Annotated in this window: 14 protein-coding genes and 1 pseudogene; 9 read left to right on the forward strand and 6 right to left on the reverse strand. The window is 60.7% G+C overall.

The window, feature by feature from the left end; all coding sequences use genetic code 11:
* The first annotated feature begins 4 nt into the window (after positions 1-4).
* Positions 5-1,717: a hydantoinase B/oxoprolinase family protein gene (locus ACN0TA_RS12410; protein ID WP_417583348.1), complete on the forward strand. Its 1,713-nt coding sequence runs from the start codon at positions 5-7 to the stop codon at positions 1,715-1,717.
* An 89-nt stretch (positions 1,718-1,806) separates the two neighbouring features.
* Positions 1,807-2,316, forward strand: a complete 510-nt coding sequence (locus tag ACN0TA_RS12415; protein ID WP_417583350.1) for a GAF domain-containing protein — start codon at positions 1,807-1,809, stop codon at positions 2,314-2,316.
* A gap of 76 nt (positions 2,317-2,392) precedes the next feature.
* Here ACN0TA_RS12415 and ACN0TA_RS12420 read toward each other — a convergent pair whose 3' ends face one another.
* On the reverse strand, positions 2,393-3,892 hold the full coding sequence (locus ACN0TA_RS12420; RefSeq protein ID WP_417583352.1) for an aminotransferase class V-fold PLP-dependent enzyme: 1,500 nt from the start codon (positions 3,890-3,892) through the stop codon (positions 2,393-2,395).
* Positions 3,893-4,254: 362 nt separating this feature from the next.
* On the opposite strand from ACN0TA_RS12420, the gene ACN0TA_RS12425 reads away from it, so the two are divergent.
* Genes ACN0TA_RS12425 through ACN0TA_RS12440 form a run of 4 tightly spaced genes read left to right on the forward strand, consistent with a single transcriptional unit; the run spans position 4,255 to position 9,335 of the window.
* Positions 4,255-5,880: an ABC transporter substrate-binding protein gene (locus ACN0TA_RS12425; protein WP_417583354.1), complete on the forward strand. Its 1,626-nt coding sequence runs from the start codon at positions 4,255-4,257 to the stop codon at positions 5,878-5,880.
* Between the two features lie 13 nt (positions 5,881-5,893).
* Entirely contained in the window at positions 5,894-6,829 is a 936-nt protein-coding gene (locus ACN0TA_RS12430; RefSeq protein WP_417583356.1) for an ABC transporter permease, read from the forward strand.
* Entirely contained in the window at positions 6,826-7,698 is an 873-nt protein-coding gene (locus ACN0TA_RS12435) for an ABC transporter permease (RefSeq protein WP_417583358.1), read from the forward strand. Before ACN0TA_RS12430 ends, ACN0TA_RS12435 begins: the two co-directional genes overlap by 4 nt.
* Entirely contained in the window at positions 7,695-9,335 is a 1,641-nt protein-coding gene (locus ACN0TA_RS12440) for a dipeptide ABC transporter ATP-binding protein (RefSeq protein ID WP_417583359.1), read from the forward strand. The genes ACN0TA_RS12435 and ACN0TA_RS12440 overlap by 4 nt, the downstream gene beginning before the upstream one ends.
* Before the next feature lie 35 nt (positions 9,336-9,370).
* Here the strand turns inward: ACN0TA_RS12440 and ACN0TA_RS12445 are convergent, their stop codons facing one another.
* Positions 9,371-10,372 carry a helix-turn-helix domain-containing protein gene (locus ACN0TA_RS12445; RefSeq protein WP_417583361.1) on the reverse strand — a complete coding sequence of 334 codons (1,002 nt, stop codon included), beginning with the start codon at positions 10,370-10,372 and terminating at the stop codon, positions 9,371-9,373.
* Between the two features lie 113 nt (positions 10,373-10,485).
* Between ACN0TA_RS12445 and ACN0TA_RS12450 the strand changes: the two genes are divergently transcribed.
* Together ACN0TA_RS12450 and ACN0TA_RS12455 are read left to right on the forward strand one after the other, a co-directional pair.
* Positions 10,486-11,505: an alpha/beta hydrolase family protein gene (locus ACN0TA_RS12450; protein ID WP_417583363.1), complete on the forward strand. Its 1,020-nt coding sequence runs from the start codon at positions 10,486-10,488 to the stop codon at positions 11,503-11,505.
* A gap of 736 nt (positions 11,506-12,241) precedes the next feature.
* A pseudogene (locus ACN0TA_RS12455) lies at positions 12,242-12,532 on the forward strand (IS256 family transposase); the annotation flags it as partial.
* Positions 12,533-12,859: 327 nt separating this feature from the next.
* Here ACN0TA_RS12455 and ACN0TA_RS12460 read toward each other — a convergent pair.
* From ACN0TA_RS12460 to ACN0TA_RS12475, 4 genes are read right to left on the reverse strand one after another with little or no spacing between them, the layout of a single operon-like run.
* The gene (locus ACN0TA_RS12460) at positions 12,860-14,347 is read right to left on the reverse strand and encodes a tripartite tricarboxylate transporter permease (RefSeq protein WP_417583365.1); all 1,488 of its coding nucleotides are present in this window, start codon (positions 14,345-14,347) and stop codon (positions 12,860-12,862) included.
* A 13-nt stretch (positions 14,348-14,360) separates the two neighbouring features.
* Positions 14,361-14,843: a tripartite tricarboxylate transporter TctB family protein gene (locus tag ACN0TA_RS12465; protein WP_417583367.1), complete on the reverse strand. Its 483-nt coding sequence runs from the start codon at positions 14,841-14,843 to the stop codon at positions 14,361-14,363.
* Between the two features lie 5 nt (positions 14,844-14,848).
* Complete coding sequence (locus ACN0TA_RS12470; protein ID WP_417583369.1) at positions 14,849-15,811, reverse strand: tripartite tricarboxylate transporter substrate binding protein; 963 nt, start codon at positions 15,809-15,811, stop codon at positions 14,849-14,851.
* 5 nt (positions 15,812-15,816) lie between these two features.
* Positions 15,817-16,989 carry a hypothetical protein gene (locus ACN0TA_RS12475; protein ID WP_417583371.1) on the reverse strand — a complete coding sequence of 391 codons (1,173 nt, stop codon included), beginning with the start codon at positions 16,987-16,989 and terminating at the stop codon, positions 15,817-15,819.
* A 271-nt stretch (positions 16,990-17,260) separates the two neighbouring features.
* Between ACN0TA_RS12475 and ACN0TA_RS12480 the strand changes: the two genes are divergently transcribed.
* Positions 17,261-18,166 carry a LysR substrate-binding domain-containing protein gene (locus ACN0TA_RS12480; RefSeq protein WP_417583373.1) on the forward strand — a complete coding sequence of 302 codons (906 nt, stop codon included), beginning with the start codon at positions 17,261-17,263 and terminating at the stop codon, positions 18,164-18,166.
* Positions 18,167-18,429 lie beyond the last annotated feature (263 nt).

Here is an 18,429-nt window from a genome sequence, read left to right on the forward strand (position 1 = left end):
TCCCATGTCCACGATGAAAAGCGATCCGATCACCACCGAAGTTGTGCGCAACTTCGTGATTTCCTGCGCCCAGGACATGAATGCAGCGCTTTGGCGCTCTGCCTATTCTCCAGTCATCTACGAAGGCCGCGACAGTGCGGTGGCCATCCTCGATGCCGAAGGTAACATGCTCGGTCAGTCGACCGGCGTTCCGCTCTTTGTCGGCGCCATCGACGCCTGCGTCCATCTTGTTATGGAAAAATATGGCGACGATATCGGCCCCGGCGACATCTTTCTGATGAATGACAGCTATCTTCAGGGCACCCATCTGAACGATTTCACCGCCGTCGGCCCGTTGTTCCACGAGGGCGTGCTGGTTGGCTTCGGAGCGGCGCGGGCGCACTGGTCGGATGTGGGCGCAATGGATCCGGGCATGCCCATGGGATCGAGCTCGATCTTCCAGGAAGGGTGGCGCCTCGGACCCACCCGCGTGGTCAAGGCCGGCGAAGAGCTGGCGGACTGGATCGACCTGATACAGCGCAATACCCGCATGAAGGCGGCGATCCTGGGCGATTTCCGTGCTCAGGTCGCTGCGATCAGGACCGGAGAACGCCGTCTCGGTCAGCTTCTTGACCGCATCGGCCGGGAAACTTATCGCGCCAGCTGTCTTAACATCTTCGAGCAGTCGCGCGCACTCGACCGTGCTGCCATTGCCGCGCTTGCCGATGGCACGTGGTCGCGTGAGGGATATCTGGACAATGACGGCCAGTCCGACACCCCAGTCAAGGTGCGCCTCACCCTCACCATCGAAGGCGAGAATATGATCATCGATCTCGACGGCTCCTCGCCACCGGTCGCCGGATCGATCAATTGCGGTGCGGTGCAGACTCAATCACTCCTCCGGCTTGCCTACAAGACGATGATCAGTCCCGATCGGGCTATCACCGGCGGCTCGTTTTCTACAATGAGCGTCAAGATCCCCGATGATTGCATGTTCAACGCCCGCGAACCCTATGCCTGCGCCTGGTATTTTACCGGGCTCGGACTACTGGCCGACCTGATGATTGCCTGCCTGTCCGAAGCGATGCCCGAGCGAGCGACCGCAGCCCATTACGGGGATTCCATGGTGGCCTCCTTTTTCGAGGTGGACCCGCGCAAGAAGCAATGGCTCTCGGTCGAGGCGACCGCCGGAGGTTGGGGCGGATCGAAGGGGGCTGATGGGGAAAGCGCGTTGATCAATCTCGTCAATGGCGGGTTCCGAAACCTACCTGCCGAGGTTTACGAAACCAAGTTCCCGATCCGTATCGAAGAGTTCTCCATACGTCCCGATAGCGGCGGTGCCGGGCGCTGGCGCGGCGGCAATGGCGTTGTGCGCAGCTACCGGATGATGGAGGACGCTGGCGGAGCGCTCTGGTTCGAGCGCTCCAAAACCCCGGCCTGGGGGCTCCGGGGCGGCAAGGACGCCTGTGGGCCCGAAAACACGGTGGTTTTGCCGGACGGAACAGAGGAAACCCCGCTCAAGATGACTGCCCGCGTCCTTCCCAAGGGCACGCTTGTGGTCACCCGTACAGGTGGTGGTGGTGGATTCGGCAATCCGCTGGCTCGTCCGTTCGCCGAGATCCAGCGCGATCTGGATCGGGGCTATCTCTCGGTGCAAAGAGCCGAGCGCGATTACGGCGTCGTGGTCAGTGGTGGTCGCATAGATGAAGCGGCTAGTGTGGAGCGCGTCGAATCCTAGGGCGCGTCCCGGCCGAGTGCGTGCCATTTAACACGTAAAGGCGCGGGACCGTTCCGGCCCCGCGCAGCCAGCTCAAAGGAGAGTTGCCCATGCCCGTTACACCCATTGCAGGACAGGATTTCGACGCCCGAATGGTTACCGTCCTGGCCCAGGCGAATGCCGAGCCGTCTGACATACTGGCCCTGGTTTCTGCCTGGCTGCAGGAGCAATGCGGCGTCAGGCTCGTCACCATGACCCAGCGCGAAACGACTGACGGGTCGTTCCTGCGTCTTTATTCCTCAATGCCCGATGCCTATGCAGCATCGGGTCGCAAACCGCCAAATCAGACGCCGTGGAGCGCCCAGGTCATCGATCGTCACGAGACGTTCGTGGCAAATGATTATTCCGGCATCGCCGCTACCATGGCCGATCACGAGCAGATCCGCGCGCTGGGTTGTGAATCGATCCTCAACATCCCGATAGTCCTGCGCAACCAGGTGGTGGGCACCCTCAATTGTCTGGCTGGGCCGGGGCATTTCGACGAGAGGACAATTGCCGCATGCGAGACGATGCGGCTTCCTGTGGCCATGGCCCTTCTGCTTCATAAGCAGACATCATAAACGGTTTTAGCGCTGCACTTTTGTGCGTGATCTGTCAGGCACGGGCGCTGGAGGTCCATGCTTGGGCAGTCAGTTCTTAGGCAACGGCCTCGGAGCCGGCGTCGGAATGATTGTTGTCGTCCCGTGCCTTGGGGGTGAAGATGGCGCGCGCTGGATCGAGGTCATAATGGGCCGCAAGACGTGGCGCACGTACAGCGAGATCGAGCACGGCGTCGATGATGTAATCCACTGTTTCATCGTCCATGAGCACTGAGAAATTCAGGCGCGTGAAGCCAGGCTTCTCAACTTCCTCACCTGCAAGGATTGCCGCTCGCAAACGTGCGGAGGCTTTTGGTTCGATAGCCAGCAAACGGTGGACATAAGGACCGGCGCAGGCGCAGCCGCCACGCGCTTGAATACCGAAGACATCGCTGAGCAATCGGGTTACCAATTGCTGGTGCACATAGCCGCCAGCGCCGTCCCGGATCCGGAACGAAAAAATCGGAAGCCGGTCGGGGCTGGGCGCGCCTAGAAGTTCGATAGCCTCGTGCCCCGACCATTTCGTGCGGGCCCGCGCTGCCAGGACAGCATTTCGTGCCGCCATGTCCGTCGCGCCGATCGCGTCTTTGACGATAAAGGCCAGAGCTGCGCGAATATCGCCAACCACATTGGGTGTTCCAGCCTCTTCGCGCGCCTCTAGGCTATCGCTGTAATCATGGCTCTCGGGTGTGACAAACCGTACGGTGCCGCCACCAGGCCAAGTTGGACGCGTTGCGGTTACTGCATCCCGTCGCACGATAAGGACGCCGGTCGCCCCTGGCCCGCCGATGAATTTGTGGGGGGAAAGGACGATGGCGTCGATCGCACAGTCCGGCTCGGGTGTGGCGGCAATCGGCAGATAAGGCGCCCCGCCGGCATAGTCCCAGATGACCAGGGCGCCAGCGGCCTTGGCAATGCGCGTGAGGGTGGCGACATCGCTCGTTATCCCCGTCACATTGGACGCTGCCGAAAAACTGCACACCAGTTTGCAGTCCTTGGGTGCGGCCGCCAGTTCTTCCTTGAGGCGTTGCTGGCAGGGTCCCCCCAATTCATCCTCAGGTATTTCAATGAATTCAGCACCACTCTCGCGCCAGGGAAGGATGTTAGAATGATGCTCATAGGGGCCGACAAGCACACGGACCGGCTGACCTTTGGCCACGGCGTCTGTCAGGCCAAACAAACTCACAAGACGGTTGATCCCGGCGGTCGCGCCGCCGCCTGCGAAGATCACGGCATGCTCGGCTCCAGCGCCGCACGAGCGCGCGATGATGCCACGCGCCTGCTCGCGCATCAGTGTCATGGCCGCGCCGCAATAGGACGCCTGGGTATGGCTGTTGGCATAGAACGGCAGCACATGCTCGATCATGAACCGCTCGATCTGCATCAGGGCGCGCCCGGACGCGACATAATCCGCATAGATCAACGCCTTGGGGCCAAACGGTCCTTCAATGATCGTGTCCTTGCCGATAAGGCCGGCGGCCAGCCGATCAAGGAGGTTTTCGCCTTCGAGCATGCTGTAGAACGGTTCAAAGGCAGGGGCTTGGGGGTCAATCGTCATGCTGCGTTCCAGTGAGTCTTGAATAGGAAAGGTTCCGATTGCATCAAAAGCCGTGATAAGGAGATGCGCCAAGCGTCCTGCAGCGCCGTGATGATGCCGTTGGGTCTGTTCCGACAGGCACCATCTCTCGACGCTGCCTGGAGCTTTGGTTCTTGACATCGAGCCAAGGCGTGGAGCTGGCGCTGATCAGGTAATTTTTTTAACAACGACGAGTTTTGCGCCAATTCATTCTACGCTGCTATCTAAATTAGATCTTTATGCCAAAAACAAGTCATAATTTAGCATAGCAGGTATTGCGATACCCAGGCGACTGTGTCTAGGTTTTCGATGACTTTTGGGCAAGCCGACTGGAGGCATAGGGTATGGCCAAACAAACGTTTAAACCGTTTTTCGCATTGGGTGCTGCTGCGATGGCGGCCGGGTTCTTGATGACGGGAAGTGCTCAGGCGCAGCCGGTCGCCGGCGGTGAGGGAGGTGTCTTGGGTGTCGCTGCCTATGAGCCGCTTTGCCTGGATCAGAATGAGGGCAGCTCGCGCAACACGCAGACTGCGCTGCAGGATATTTACGATCGCGTTATCTCCAGAAGCACGGACGGGACTTATCACCCCTGGATCGCCAGCGCCTGGACCATTTCGGACGACCAGACGGTTTACGAGTTCGAAATCCGCGATGGCGTGACATTCCATGACGGCACCGCCCTCGACGCGGAAGCCGTGCGGTTTGGTCTGCAACGCTATTTCGAAAGCCGCAATGGCGGCAGCATTCCGCTCGACACCGTGACGGTCGATGGCAATGTCGTGACCGTGACGCTGACCAATCCGTACGCCCCTTTCCTCCATGATATCAGTGAGCCGGTTGCCGGGCTGGTGTCGCCCACGGCGGTTGAAGCCTATGGCCCCGAAGAGCGCTGCGCGGGCGGCGAGGGTATCACCATCGGGTCTGGGCCCTTCAAGCTGGTCAGCCGCACAGACGGTCAGGGCATGGTTCTGACCCGCAATGACGACTATGACTGGGCGCCAGCCAATGCTGCTCATCAGGGGGCAGCCTATCTGGAAGGCGTTGAAATGCGCTTTCTTCAGGAAGATGCGGTGCGCGTTGGTGCCGTCGAATCGGGTCAGGCCGACATTGCGCTCGGCGTCTCGGCGCTGGCCTTGGCCGATCTCGAGCGCAATCCCCAGATCGAAATCCTGAGCACTGAACAGCCGGGCATCCCGTGGTCGTTCTGGATCAACCAGAGCCGTCCTCCGCTCGATGATGTTCGCGTCCGCGAGGCACTGCGAATCGGTGCCGACTACGCCGGATTGATCGACGTGATCTTTCTTGGCACGGCATCGCCGGCCTATGCGGCCATTACGCCGGGTATTCCCTTCGCTTACGATGCCAGCCTCGAAGGCAGCTATGAAGTCGATGCCGAACGTGCCGTCGCGCTGCTTGAAGAAGCCGGTTGGAGCGAAGTGGGCTCCGATGGCATCCGTACCAAGGACGGCGAACGCCTGTCCTTTTCCGTCTTGACCGCCACGAACTGGAACAATCAGCAGCGTGAGCTCTATTTCCAGGGAATTCAGGCTGGCATGCGTGCGATCGGGGTCGAAATGGACCGCGAGGTTCTCGATTTCGCATCGGTCGATGAGCGGCTGCGCGCCAACGAGTATGATTTCGTTGACACCTCACAAGCCTATGGCGATCCGAACCTTCTCTATGGTGCATTCCATTCCGAGCAGACTTGGGCGGAAACCGGCAACACCAATTGGGGTTATGTGAACGACCCTGAGCTTGATGCCGCACTTGAAGGCGGGCTTGAGAACTCCGATGCCGAAGCTCGCGCCACCGCGTACCGTACCGCCCAGCAGATCATTTTCGACAATGTCTACTTGTTGCCGATCGCCAACCCGCAAGTTGTGATTGCCACGCGCGAAAACGTCGAGGGGGTTGGGTTCTCGAGTTCGGGCCAGATTGGATCGTATTACGATGTTTGGTTCGCTGAGTAGGTTTTGATCTCGAGTGTCCACGTTCAAGGATCTTTTCATAAGAATTGCGGCGGGGGTGGCGGTCCTTTGGGCTGCCGCTTCTCTCGCATTCATCGTGCTTCAAATGCTGCCGAGCGATCCGGTCCAGGTCATCTATGGGCCGGACGCCACGGTGACCCAGGAGATGCGGGATCAGATCCGGGCTGAATACGGGCTGGACCGACCGCTCTGGGAGCAATATGGCGCTTTCATCGGCAAAATCGCGCAAGGTGATTTTGGCACGTCCTACCAGCAGCGGCGCTCGGTGATCGAGATTGTGACCAGCGAACTGCCTGCAACGATCGAGCTGGCCAGCTGGGCTGTGCTTTTCGCTGTATCCATGGCGACCCTGTCAGCTCTTCTGACGGCGGGCCGGAAAGGGTGGTTGCGTAGTTTTGTTTCGGGAGCCGAACTCGTTGCCGTGTCGATGCCGCCCTTCTGGATCGGCATCGTGCTTTTGACGTTTCTATCCTTTCAGTGGCCGATCTTTCCGGTCATGGGCGATACGGGATGGCGCAGCCTCGTGCTGCCCGTGACGACGCTCAGCCTTGCCCTGTTCGGTACGCTCAGTCAGGTGATGCGCCAGGAAATGGACATTGCCCTCGAACAACCCTTCGTCCTGTCGGCCCGGACGCGCGGAATATCGGAATGGAGCGTGCGGTGGCGCCACGCTCTGCGCCATGCGGCGATCCCCGCGCTGACGATTTCCGCTGAAATGTTCGGATATCTTCTGGCCGGCGCCATTATCACCGAACAGGTGTTTGGTCGGCCGGGATTGGGAAGGATAACCCTGCAGGCGGTCAGAAATCAGGACATTCCTGTCGTGGTGGGTGTCGTGCTGTTGGTCGCTTTTGTGTTCGTCGTCACCAATATCGTCGTCGACATCCTGTACCGCGTGATCGATCCGCGCTTGAGGACATCAAGCCAATGAGCAACACTGCAATGGATACCGTGGCCGGCGAACGCGCAGGCAAGCTCGATAAACTGCGCGCCCGGCGCTTGCGGCCCGGAATCGTGCTCGCAATGGTGATGATCGCATTTATCGTCCTGTGTGCCATCGCGCCCCAATGGCTCACACCTTACGATCCTTATGCGCCCGATTTGCTGTCCTCTTTGAAGGGGCCCTCGGCTGCGCACCTGTTTGGAACCGATCAATTGGGACGCGACATCTACACGCGCGTTGTCTATGGCGCTGGATATTCGATTTACATCGCCGTGGGTGCCACGCTGATCGCTGTGGGGGTCGGCATTACTGTGGGCCTGCTGTCCGGGGCAGTCGGTGGTGTTGTCGACCTCGCATTGATGCGGGTTATCGATATTCTCCTGGCCTTCCCGAGCCTCTTGATGGCAATGGCCGTCGTGGCGTTTCTGGGGACGGACATAACGACTGTGCTGATTGCGATCGCGGTGGCCATGGTGCCCGGCTACGCCCGGATCGTGCGCGCACAGGTCATGGTCATCCGAAATTCGGGCTATGTCGAAGCGGCGCGGGTTCTGGGCCAGAAGCCGCTCAAGACCGTCTGGCGGCACATCCTGCCCAACACCATCAGCCCTCTGGTCGTGCTCGCGACGCTGGGGACGGGCAACGCCATCCTGCAGTCTGCAGCGCTGAGCTATCTCGGCCTGGGGCCCCGGCCGCCCACCCCTGAATGGGGGCTTATGCTGGCCGAGGGCCAGCGCTATTTGCGCGCGGCATGGTGGGTCGGCGTGTTCCCGGGCCTGATTGCAACGCTCACGATCATCTCGACGACCGTTCTCGGTCGCCATCTCAAAGCCCTCTCTGACGGACGGGTCTCATGACTAGGCTTGAGGTTGAAAACCTGTCCATCCGCTTTGCCGGACGGGCCGCAGATAATGACGTTCATGCGGTGCGTGGGCTGAGCTTTACGCTCGAGCCGGGCGAATGCGTCGCCATCGTTGGCGAATCCGGTTCGGGCAAATCGGCAACCGCGCGCGCCCTGGTCGGGCTTGCCGGCGACAACGCGCTGATCGAAGCCGACGCGATGCGTTTGGGCCAAACCCGTCTTGACGATTTGGATCGCAACGCTTGGCGCGCCATAAGGGGACGTCAGATCGGTTTTGTCCTCCAAGATGCCCTGGTTTCGCTCGACCCCTTGCGGACGGTCGGTGCGGAAATCGCCGAAACGCTGCGCCAGCATCGCATTGTGCCGCGTCATCGGATCAAGGATAGAGTCATTTCGCTGCTGGAATCGGTCGGAGTGCCCGAACCGGCGCTGCGAGTACGCCAGTATGCGCACGAGCTATCTGGCGGCTTGCGCCAGCGTGCCTTGATCGCCTCGGCGCTCTCGGGCGAACCGGACCTGCTTATTGCCGACGAACCCACGACCGCGCTTGATGTTATCGTCCAGGCCCAGATCCTCGACTTGCTCGACCAGATGAAGCATTCGGGCAAGGGCATCTTGTTGATTTCCCATGATCTGGCGGTGGTTGCTCGCCTCGCTGATCGCATCATTGTCATGAAAGATGGGCAGGTTGTCGAAGCCGGCACGCCCCGTGCGATCCTTACCGATCCTCAGGCCGACTACACCCGCCAGTTGCTTGATGCCATTCCTTCAGCTTCAACGCGCGGACGGTCATTGTTTTCAAACGATACGCCCAGCGCCGCTGCTCCGGCTCGGACCGGGCCCGTGCGCGAGATCATCAATGTCAGCAACATTTCGCATCGCTACAAGAAGCGAGAAGTGGTCAAGAACGTCTCGTTTTCGGTTTCATCAGGCGAAACGCTGGGGATTGTCGGTGCTTCGGGCAGCGGCAAGACGACTGTTGCGCGCATCATCATGGGGCTGGTTCGGCCCAGTGAAGGCGATGTCGAAATCGAAGGACGGCCATGGAGTGCGCTCCACGAAAGGGCACGGCGTGCCCTTCGCCCCAATATCCAGCTCATTTCACAAGACCCGCTCAGCGCCTTCGATCCACGCTATCGCGTCAAGGACATTATAGGCGAGGCACTCGAAATACGCGGCCTGAACCGCGACGAGAGACGCGGCCGCACGCTTGAATTGCTGGAGTCCGTAGGGCTGGGGCTACCCCATCTGGACCGCCGCCCGCTGCAGCTTTCGGGCGGGCAGCGTCAACGCGTCGCCATCGCCCGTGCCCTCGCGCTGTCTCCCGACATCCTGATCTGCGACGAGCCGGTTTCGGCTCTCGATGTTTCGACCCAGGCCCAGGTGCTCGATCTCCTCGACGACCTCAAGCGGCGGTTCGACCTGACAATGGTGTTTGTCTCGCACGACCTTGGGGTCATCCGCCATGTGAGCGACCGGGTGATCGTCATGCACAATGGTCAGGTGGTCGAACATGGTGATGTCGATGCCGTGATGGGCGCGCCGCAACACGAATACACAAAGCGCCTCGTCACAGCTCTTCCCGACCTGAGCGATATCCAGGAAGCCCCGGGTGCGCCCGATGGCCGTTAGTGCGCTGCCTGGTGTGGCGCAGCGAAAAAAGGGTGTCAGCGTCTCTTGGTGCGCAGAAACGCCGACGGCGACTGCCCCACGATCCGGGTAAATTCGCGGTTGAAATTGGATTTGGTGTTGAACCCGCTGCAGAGCATGGCCTCGGTAACGCTGTCGCCTCTGTCCAGGGCCAGACAGGCATCGCGAATGCGGTACCCGTTGACATAGCGCGAGACATTTTCGCCCTTCGACAGGTTGATCGCGGCTGAAAGCTGCTTGATCGGGACATGCAATCTTTTGGCAAGGCGGGCAAGGGTCAGATCGGGATCGCGATAGGGTCGTTCTGCCTCCATAAAAGCATCCAGCCGCAAGATCAGCGCCGTTTCCTCCTCTGAGGGGCGGAGCGGATTTTCTGTGCCGATTGCATCCCCTCCATCGTCTGCAGTGCCGTCAGCATCGCGGGATAGGCTCAAAATCCCGATGCCCAAAAGCGCAAAAGACGTGAGAAAGCTGATGATCAGTGACCGCCATTCACTATTGCCGGACCTTATGGCCACGGCGATCAGGATGTCAGACAGGGCGGAAAGGATCAGTAGAAATCCCACTGTCCTCCAGATCTGCGCGGGCAGGGGGCCCGAACCGAGCGGGGCGAGCGGAAGCGCGCCGTCCTTGCGCGCGCGGAAAAGGGTCGCAGCCCCGTACCCACAAAAGATGGCTGGAAGCACCACATCAAGGGTCGTGGGCGCAAAGAGGGTACAGAAGGCTGTAAATGCCGGCCCGAGCAGGTGGATGGCGTCACGTTTGAGTGCCAGCTGGCGCAGCGCAGCCGATTGAAAGGTCAGCCAGGCCAAAGGGGGAACGACGCTGGCGGTGACCGGCTGGACGACTGCCAATTGCCCAAGCCCATAATGCTGGGTCAGCGAAATCATCAGCGCCTGGAGCGCACAGGCCGCCAGGAGGGCGAGAAATACGCCGGACCGATCGCCGGTCAGCGAATGTTTTAGGGCCAGAAAGCCCAGGATCAGAGCGACGATAAGGGGAATCGGAAGCGTCAACATGAGGGCCGAATAGACCCAAATCCGTTTCTGCGCGACCTCAAACCGGTTCGAGGACGCCGGCCGGCATCGCACCCCGCACGATAACGGCACCAGTCAGATCAAGGAGTTTTCAAATGAAACCTGTGTTGTCCGCCTTTGCCGTTGTCCTTTCACTCGCCAGTCCGGCCGCCGCTGATCCCCTTGTCGGTTTCGATCGGCTCGATATCCAGGCCAAACACCGTTCCAGCCCGTTGTCGGCGGCAGTCTGGTACCCAACCGGGCGCAAGACCTACGCCGCGCCGATTGGCGACAGCCTGGTATTCGAGCCGGTCGAGGCTTATATCGGGGCGGCTCTACCGGATGAAAATTTGCCGTTGATCGTCGTGTCCCACGGCTCCGGCAGCAGTATCGATGGCACAGCCTGGCTGGCCGCGGGTTTGGCCGGGCGCGGTGCGATGGTTCTGGTCATGAACCACCCGGGAACCACATCGGGCGACAGTTCCCCGCGGCGAACCGTGCGCCTGTCGGATCGGTCCGCAGACATGAGCGCGTCTCTTGATGCCATTCTGAGCGATCCTGCCTTTTCCGATCGGATCGACTCCGCCCGGATCTCGGCCCTTGGCTTTTCGCTCGGCGGGGCAGCGGTTTTGGGAATTGCCGGTGTGCGCTTTGATGCCAATGCCTACGCCAACTACTGCCAAACCGCAGGGGATGCCGCCCAGGACTGTCTGTTCCTGGCGCGGGGTGGCGTCGACCTCGACGCTCTGCCGTCGGAATTTTCCGCCGATATGGCAGACCCTCGCTTCACCAGTATCGTCGCCATCGATCCGGGCTTCACCTATGCTGCGACAGCCAATAGTGCGGCGTCGGTAAATGTGCCGGTTCAGATCGTATCGCTTGGCGACACGTATCCCTGGTTCTCAGTCGATGTGCGGGCTCAGGGCAGCGGGCTGATCGATAGGCTGGCCGATGTTGAGCATGCGGTCATCCCGAACGCCTTCCACTATTCGTTTCTGCCCATCTGCAATGACAATGCGGCCCAATTGCTGATCGAGGAGGGCGAGGACCCGATTTGCGATGATCCGGATGGCTGGGATCGTGCAACCGCACACGCTGCATCCATCGAGGCGATTTCCCGGTTCCTGGACCTCTAAAAAAGAGCCTGCAAACCCAACCCCGCCGCTCGCACACAGCGGTGGGGACCGTAAGGGGGCGGAATCAGCTGGCAGTCCCCAGCACCAATGCGCCGCGTATCCTGGAAAGGCGTTGAAAACCGCCACCAGCGATACGATCGGGCGCGGTCCAGATATCATGGTCCACCATTTCAGGTATATCGACGTTGTGCGGAATAGCGGGTTGCATGGATCAAAATCAGCGATGAATGGCGGAGGGGATGGGTTTGAAAGACAACCGTCTCCGCCATCTACGTCATTGTTTTATATGACGTTGACGCTGGCTTGAATGGTCATTTGGTTCAGTCGCGACTGGCAGCGAAACGGATGGCCGTGGTCCCTATACTCCCACGCGGAGATTAACGGACCTGTCCGCTGCGGCGCGCCGTGGCTTCACGACGGCCATCTTCCGTGCCGCGCGTCTTTGGCCGCCATCCCGGCGCAAAGGATCATCCTGTCGCCCGCCGAGAAATTCGAGCTGCTGCGCATCGGAGCGGAGTGCGGACACGATATCGACAAGCTCGGGAGGTGATCAAACCCGCGATCCACAAGGGCTGGCTTGCCCAGACCCGCTCCGGACGCTCCTTCAAGGCAGTGGGCCGGCCACGCCTGACACAGGAACTGCGCGACGTCGTCAACCGTATCGGGTCGCAAAGCCTCCTCTGGTGGTCTGGAAGCGAGCCGCAGACAGCTTGACGGCTTTGACGCCGAAGGTGGCAAGCTGGTCAGGGATCGCTAGGCGTTGCTGACCTTTTACAACTATCCGGCCGCACACTGGAAGCACGTCCGAACATCCAATCCGATTGAAAGTACCATCGCGACCGTTCGACACCGCTCGAAGCGCACCGAAGGTTGCCTCAGTCGCAAGACCGGGCTGGCAATGGCCTTCAAGCCGATAATGTCGGCGCAAAAGAAGTGGCGAAAGCTCGACGGCCAGAACCGCCTGCCGGAGATCCTCCAGGGGATTGAGTTCAGCAACGGCCTTCGCCAACTTCGAGCCGCCGCCTGATCAAGCATCACCAACTTTCGCCAATGTCTCACCGCCGCGTGGTAGTACTTCGTTGCCAATGACGGCCCGGTGGTGCCGCCAGAGACCCTCGCCCGCCTTCACGCTTTGAACGCGCGCATGCCAGCACCGAGGGTAGTGGCCTTGGCCGCGCCCTCGTCGCCGCCATCGCCGACCGGATCGGCAGTAAGGTCCTTTTGGAATAGCCCCGGCCGCGTGAAGTCACAGGTTTCCGGGCCTCGGTCGAGCTTCCGACAGATATTCCGAAAACCTCGACGCGGGCGCCATAGGTGGAATCGCGTGCGCTTGCGCGAAATGGCTACAGCCTCCTCACGCCCCTTTCGGCTTCCGCAAGCCGAAATAGATCGACAGCGCGCAAAGCAGCACCAGCGCCAGCGAAAATGGCCGCGTGACGAACTGCATCAGCAGGGTACCCGCATCGCCCTGCACCAGCGTCAGCGCCCGCGACAGGTTCGATTCCGCCATTGTGCCAAGCACCAGACCCAGAACCATGGGTGCGCGCGGCACGCCGAAGACCGAGAACATGTAGCCGATGAACCCGATCCCCGTCATCATCACCACATCGCCGATCTGGCCGCGAATGGCGAACGCCCCGATGGTGGCCAGCGCGAGAATGGCGGTGGCGAGGATCTCTTTCGGCAGCAGGATGACACGGACACAGTAGCGCGCGATGAGCAGCCCCACCGGGACAAAGAAGATGTTGCTGATAAACAGGCTGAAGATAAAGCCATAGGCAACGTTGGGCGTGTTCTCGAACAGCATTGGGCCAGGCGCCAGACCGTGAATGATCAGCCCGCCCATCAGCACCGCCGTCACCGCGTTGCCGGGGATCCCCAGCGTCATCAGCGGCACCAGCGAGCCGCCCGTCACCGCGTTGTTGGCGGTTTCGGCAGCGATCAGACCTTCTTCCGAGCCATGCCCGAACTTCTCTGGCGTTTTGGAACTGCGTTTGGCCGCATCATAGGCGATGAAGCTCGCGATGCTCGACCCGGCGCCGGGAACGATCCCGACCAGCGTGCCGATCACGCTGGACCGGACAAGGTTTAGCCAGTCCGCCAGCACATCCCTTAGCGTCTTGAAGGCGCCGCTGAAGCTGCTCTTGGTGTTGTCGGCGTCGCGCGCCTGCCTGTCCGACAGGATGCTGATGACCTCGGGGACGGAATAGAGGCCGATCAGCGAGATCACCAGCGGCACGCCGTCATAAAGCGAGGGCATCCCGAAGGTCAGCCGCATCTCGCCCGTCATGGGGTGCATCCCGACGACACTGACGATCAGACCCAGCCCACCGCTGAGCAGACTTTTTAGCAGATCGCCCTCGGACAGCGAGGCGATGATGGTGACGCCGAAAACGGCGAGCAGGAAATATTCAGGCGCGCCCAGCATCAGCGAAAAGGCAGACAGCGCCGGTGCCAGGAACAGCAGCGCAAGCGTGCTGAACAGCCCGCCCAGACAGGACGCATAGACGGACAACCCGATGGCCCGACCGGCCCTGCCCTGCTGGGTCATCGGATAGCCGTCCTGACAGGTCGCCACGGCCGACGGGGTTCCGGGGATGTTCAGCAGGATCGCGCTGATCGACCCGCTGAAGGTCGAGGCGAGATAGATCCCGCCCAGCAATGCCAGCCCGACCTCTGGTGGAAAGGCGAAGGTGACGGGGATCAGCAAGGCCACGCCCATGGTACTGGTCAGACCCGGCAGCATCCCGATGAAGACGCCGCCGATCACGCCCAGCAGCACCGCGATCAGCATCGCCGGTTGCACGGCGGTCAGAAACCCGATGGTAAGTCCTTCAAGCATCGCCAGCGTCCCCTCAGAAGATCATCAAGTGGCGGTCGAGGTCGAGCGTGCTGTCGGGCAGCGCCACGCCAAGAGCGGCAAAGAACAGGGCAAAGATAAAGGCCGCGATGCCTAGTGAAATCAGCACATAGGAAAAGCTGAACCTGCGGCCGAACCCGACCAACGCGGCATGACAAAAGATTGCGGTCGACAGGAAAAAGCCGACGACGCCGATCAGCGCGACATAGCCCAGAAGCAGGACCAGGACCGTTGCGGCAGGGGCCACGCTGTCGGCCCCTGCGCCCGACGCCGAAGACGACGGACGCAGGAAGGACAGCAACAGCCGGACCGCCGCCCCGAGCGCCAGCGAAACCGCCATGACGCGCAGGAAGATCGACGAGTTGTAGGAATAGGAAAACGCCTCGCCGACCAGAAAGACACCGGCAATCAGCATGATGACCGAGAACAGCCTGTCACGCGTGACCAGAGGCGAGCCGGCAGAGATTTCGTTTTCCACGACGATTACTCCATCAGCGTGATGAACTGGCGAGTGTCGGCCATGGTTTCGTCCAGAAGGCCCGAGAACTCTTCGGCGCCCATATAGGTCAAAACGATCCCGGCGTTGTTGGCGGCTTCGATAAAGGCCTCATCCTGCAAAAGCTGCTCGAACGCGCCCGACAGATGGGCGACGCGATCGGCATCCATCCCGGCCGGGCTGACAACGCCGCGAATGGCGGTGCCGACGCCGGGCATGTTCTCGCCGGTCAATTCGCTGATCGTCGGCACATCCGGCAGGCTGGGATGCCGTTCCGGCGAGAAGACGCCCAGCGCCCGGACCTTGCCGGCATTGACGAATTGCAGCGCGGAGCTGGTCGTCAGAAGCGCCGCCCGCACCTCGTTGCCCAGCAGCGCTGTGGCCGACGGGCCGGAGCCGGCGTAGCTGACAAAGTTGATGTCCAGACCAAGCGTCTTTTCGAAGGCAGCTGCCTGCAGGTGGACGTTGGATTGCGGACCATCGCCGGCAATGTTGATACTGCCCGGATTGCTTTCGATTTCCGCCGTGAGCGCGGCGAAATCCGTCAGATCGGCATCGGCGTTCACAGTCAGCAGGATTGGGTCCGACTGAATGTTCGCGATCGGCTGGAAATCGTCTTGCGAGAAGGCGACGCCCTCGCGCAGCAGTTCGATCATGAAGATCGACGGCGCGCTGAGCAGCCCGATCGTGTAGCCGTCATTCCTCGCCCGCGCCAGCCGGGTAAAGCCGACCTGACCGCCTGCGCCTGCCTGGTTTTCGACGACCATGCGCGTGCCGAGATAAGGCTCGATATGCTGGGCCATCAGGCGCGCGACGGTGTCGTTCCCGCCGCCTGGGGAATAGGCGACAATCATCGTCACCGGCTGTTCTGGAAAATCCGCCGCCATCACCGGCATGGCCGCAGCGCTGGACAACAGCAGCCCCGCCAAAAGTCTGTTCATGATTTTCATGATGTTCATCCTCCTTTGCTATTCACGATCGACGAAACGTCGATTTCGTACATCTGACGCTCATGCTGGTGCATGGAGTCTATGCAGACACGCTGGCCGTCCTGGCTCCACCGGGGATGCAAGTCGCAGCGGTTGTCCTTGGTCAGTGCCGGGTCGGCATAGAAGCTGCCGACATCGTGACGGACGTTGTTGTCCACGTCGAACAGGATCAGCACCCGTTCGTTGGTAACCGGGTCGGGATAGGTGTCCGTCAGCAGCCAGCGCTTGTCGACCGGGGAATAGGTCATATGCCCGTTCTCGGTCAGAATGCCCTTGCCGATGATTGTCACCTGTCCGTCATCAGCATCTTCATACAGATGATAGTGGATGGACCCGTCATGCGGCCCCCAGACGATCACGTGACGGTCATCGCGCCAGAGCGGGTGCGAGATCTGGTATTCGGATTTCTCATAGTCGAAGGTGCCGACCTGCGTGGGATCGAAATCCTCGGCCAGCTGCGGCAGCGGGTGGTCGGAACATTCCAGAATCCGCACATCGCTGCCATCGGGGTTCATGGTGATCAGCCGATGCAGGAAGCAGGTTTCATCCTCGACGCGCTCGGTCCAGCGATGCAGGAACAGGATGCGGTCCGAGGATGGGTTGATCTCGATATGGCTGACCCAATGGATCGCCTTATCCATCGACGGCTGGTGATCCAGCGCCTTCAGCCCGGCATAGCTGATCAGCATCTGCGTCTCGCCCGTTTCCAGATCCACGCGGTGGATGCCGTCATCGTCCGGGCACAGCGGCAGGTCGCGCTTTGGGCCGTTTTCGCCGACATAGCCGATGGTCCGATGGGTGATATACAGCCGATCATAATCGACCGTCACGGCGTAGCGCCCGTTCGGCGCGGCGACATAGATCGGCGTCTGCAGCAGGCGGGACTCGCCAGTTTTCAGGTCATGGATCACCGAGCCGAAGCCGGGATATAGCTCACCCTCGGCCTGCACGTTATAGATCAATCGCTGTCCGGCCGTCGCATCCAGCCATTGCAGCTGACTGCCCATCTGCCAGTTCCAGGCCGTGGTCGAGCCGATGACATGGAAGATGCGGTCATCGGCCATTTCGTAATAGCCGATCTCGGCCACGGTTTCGGGGGTGAGTGCGAAGTCTCGATCGGCGACCCGGTGACCAAGCAAAAGCCGATCCTGCGCCCCCCAGTTGGTCTTGTCGTAATAGCCGAAAAAGTGGTGTCCGGAATCGCGTCCTATCCGCTTAACGGGACAAGGTTCATCCGACGGAGACCGCGACAGATCAGGGCTTGGGTTCACGGATACCTCGAAACTTAAAGTGTCATGACCGAGCTGTTACCTGTGACAGTAGTCGCCGGCGGCGATGCTTGATAATGTTATTTCTCTACCTATCCATACGCATCTGGTATACTTGCTGGGACCGGCAGGGAGAGGCGTCGTGGTAAGACCATTGAATTTCAGCCAGATTCAGGCGTTCAAGGCGGTGATAGAGACGGGGACCACCACCAGCGCCGCCTCGCTTCTGAACACCACGCAGCCGTCGATCAGCCGCAAGCTGTCCGACTTTCAACGCGCGACCAGGCTGAAACTGTTCGAGCATCATCGCGGACGACTGCGCCCGACGCGGGAAGGGCAGCAGCTTTACGAATCGGTGCGGCGGCATTTCGAAGGTCTGGAAAAGATCGAAACGGCAGTCGGCGTCCTGCGGAAATCGGGTGCGGGTGTGCTGCGGGTCGGCAGCACGCCGACGCTCGCTTCTGGTCTGCTGCCAAGGGTCTTCAATCGCTTTCTGGACCAGTTTCCCGGCACTTTCGTCGGCCTTCAGACCTTGCCAACCGATCAGCTGGCCGAGCTTCTGATGCAGAACCTGATCGACCTGGCCGTCACCACGGGCAAGGTCGACCCGTCAAAGTTCGAAAGCCTTGTCATCGCCACAACCTCTGCCGTCTGCATCGTTCCCCCAGACCATCCGCTGGCGCAGCAGGACTGGGTCAGTCTTGAAGATCTGGCCAAACACCGAATGATCCTGCTGAACGATTCCGACGATATGGTCATCCGGTTGCGAGAGTTCCTGCGCGGGCTGGGCGCGCAGGAAAACACCGCCATCGAGACCAATTCCTCGATCACGATTTGCGCGCTGGTGGCGTCAGGCGTGGGGGTCGGGGTGGTCAATCCCTTCATCGCGCATGCCATGTCGCAGGACATGGTCATCAAGGAACTGCGGCCGTCGATCAGGGTCGACGTCTCGCTCGTTCACCCGCTATCGCTGGCGCCCTCGCTTCTGGGCGAGGCGTTTACGACCTTGCTGATCGATATGATCGACCCGGACGAGCGAACCGTGTAATTTCTGTACCGCATGAGAACGGCGGTGCGAAATTAGTCCACGGAAGCGGCGGCTTGGTGCTGCTGCGGGCGGCGTAAAAGTCGTCCACCCTTTGCCTTTCTGCGGCAGCAGGGAGGGCGTGAGGATCTACAGCGTGGAACTATATCTCAGGGTTCGCCAGGCATATCTCAGGGTTCGCCAGGCCTGCGCGGATGGCATGAGCCAGCGTGAGGCGGCGAAAATGATGGGACTAGATCAGAATGCCTCATGCGTGTCGCATGGTG

Source organism: Pelagibacterium sp., assembly GCF_048264985.1.
GTDB lineage: Bacteria > Pseudomonadota > Alphaproteobacteria > Rhizobiales > Devosiaceae > Pelagibacterium.

Coding starts and splice junctions, on each gene's coding strand:
- ACN0TA_RS12440 (WP_417583359.1), top strand. CDS start 7,695: ATGACTAGGCTTGAGGTTGAAAACCTGTCCATCCGCTTTGCCGGACGG.
- ACN0TA_RS12450 (WP_417583363.1), top strand. CDS start 10,486: ATGAAACCTGTGTTGTCCGCCTTTGCCGTTGTCCTTTCACTCGCCAGT.
- ACN0TA_RS12410 (WP_417583348.1), top strand. CDS start 5: ATGTCCACGATGAAAAGCGATCCGATCACCACCGAAGTTGTGCGCAAC.
- ACN0TA_RS12420 (WP_417583352.1), bottom strand. CDS start 3,892: ATGACGATTGACCCCCAAGCCCCTGCCTTTGAACCGTTCTACAGCATG.
- ACN0TA_RS12415 (WP_417583350.1), top strand. CDS start 1,807: ATGCCCGTTACACCCATTGCAGGACAGGATTTCGACGCCCGAATGGTT.
- ACN0TA_RS12425 (WP_417583354.1), top strand. CDS start 4,255: ATGGCCAAACAAACGTTTAAACCGTTTTTCGCATTGGGTGCTGCTGCG.
- ACN0TA_RS12470 (WP_417583369.1), bottom strand. CDS start 15,811: ATGAAAATCATGAACAGACTTTTGGCGGGGCTGCTGTTGTCCAGCGCT.
- ACN0TA_RS12460 (WP_417583365.1), bottom strand. CDS start 14,347: ATGCTTGAAGGACTTACCATCGGGTTTCTGACCGCCGTGCAACCGGCG.
- ACN0TA_RS12445 (WP_417583361.1), bottom strand. CDS start 10,372: ATGTTGACGCTTCCGATTCCCCTTATCGTCGCTCTGATCCTGGGCTTT.
- ACN0TA_RS12435 (WP_417583358.1), top strand. CDS start 6,826: ATGAGCAACACTGCAATGGATACCGTGGCCGGCGAACGCGCAGGCAAG.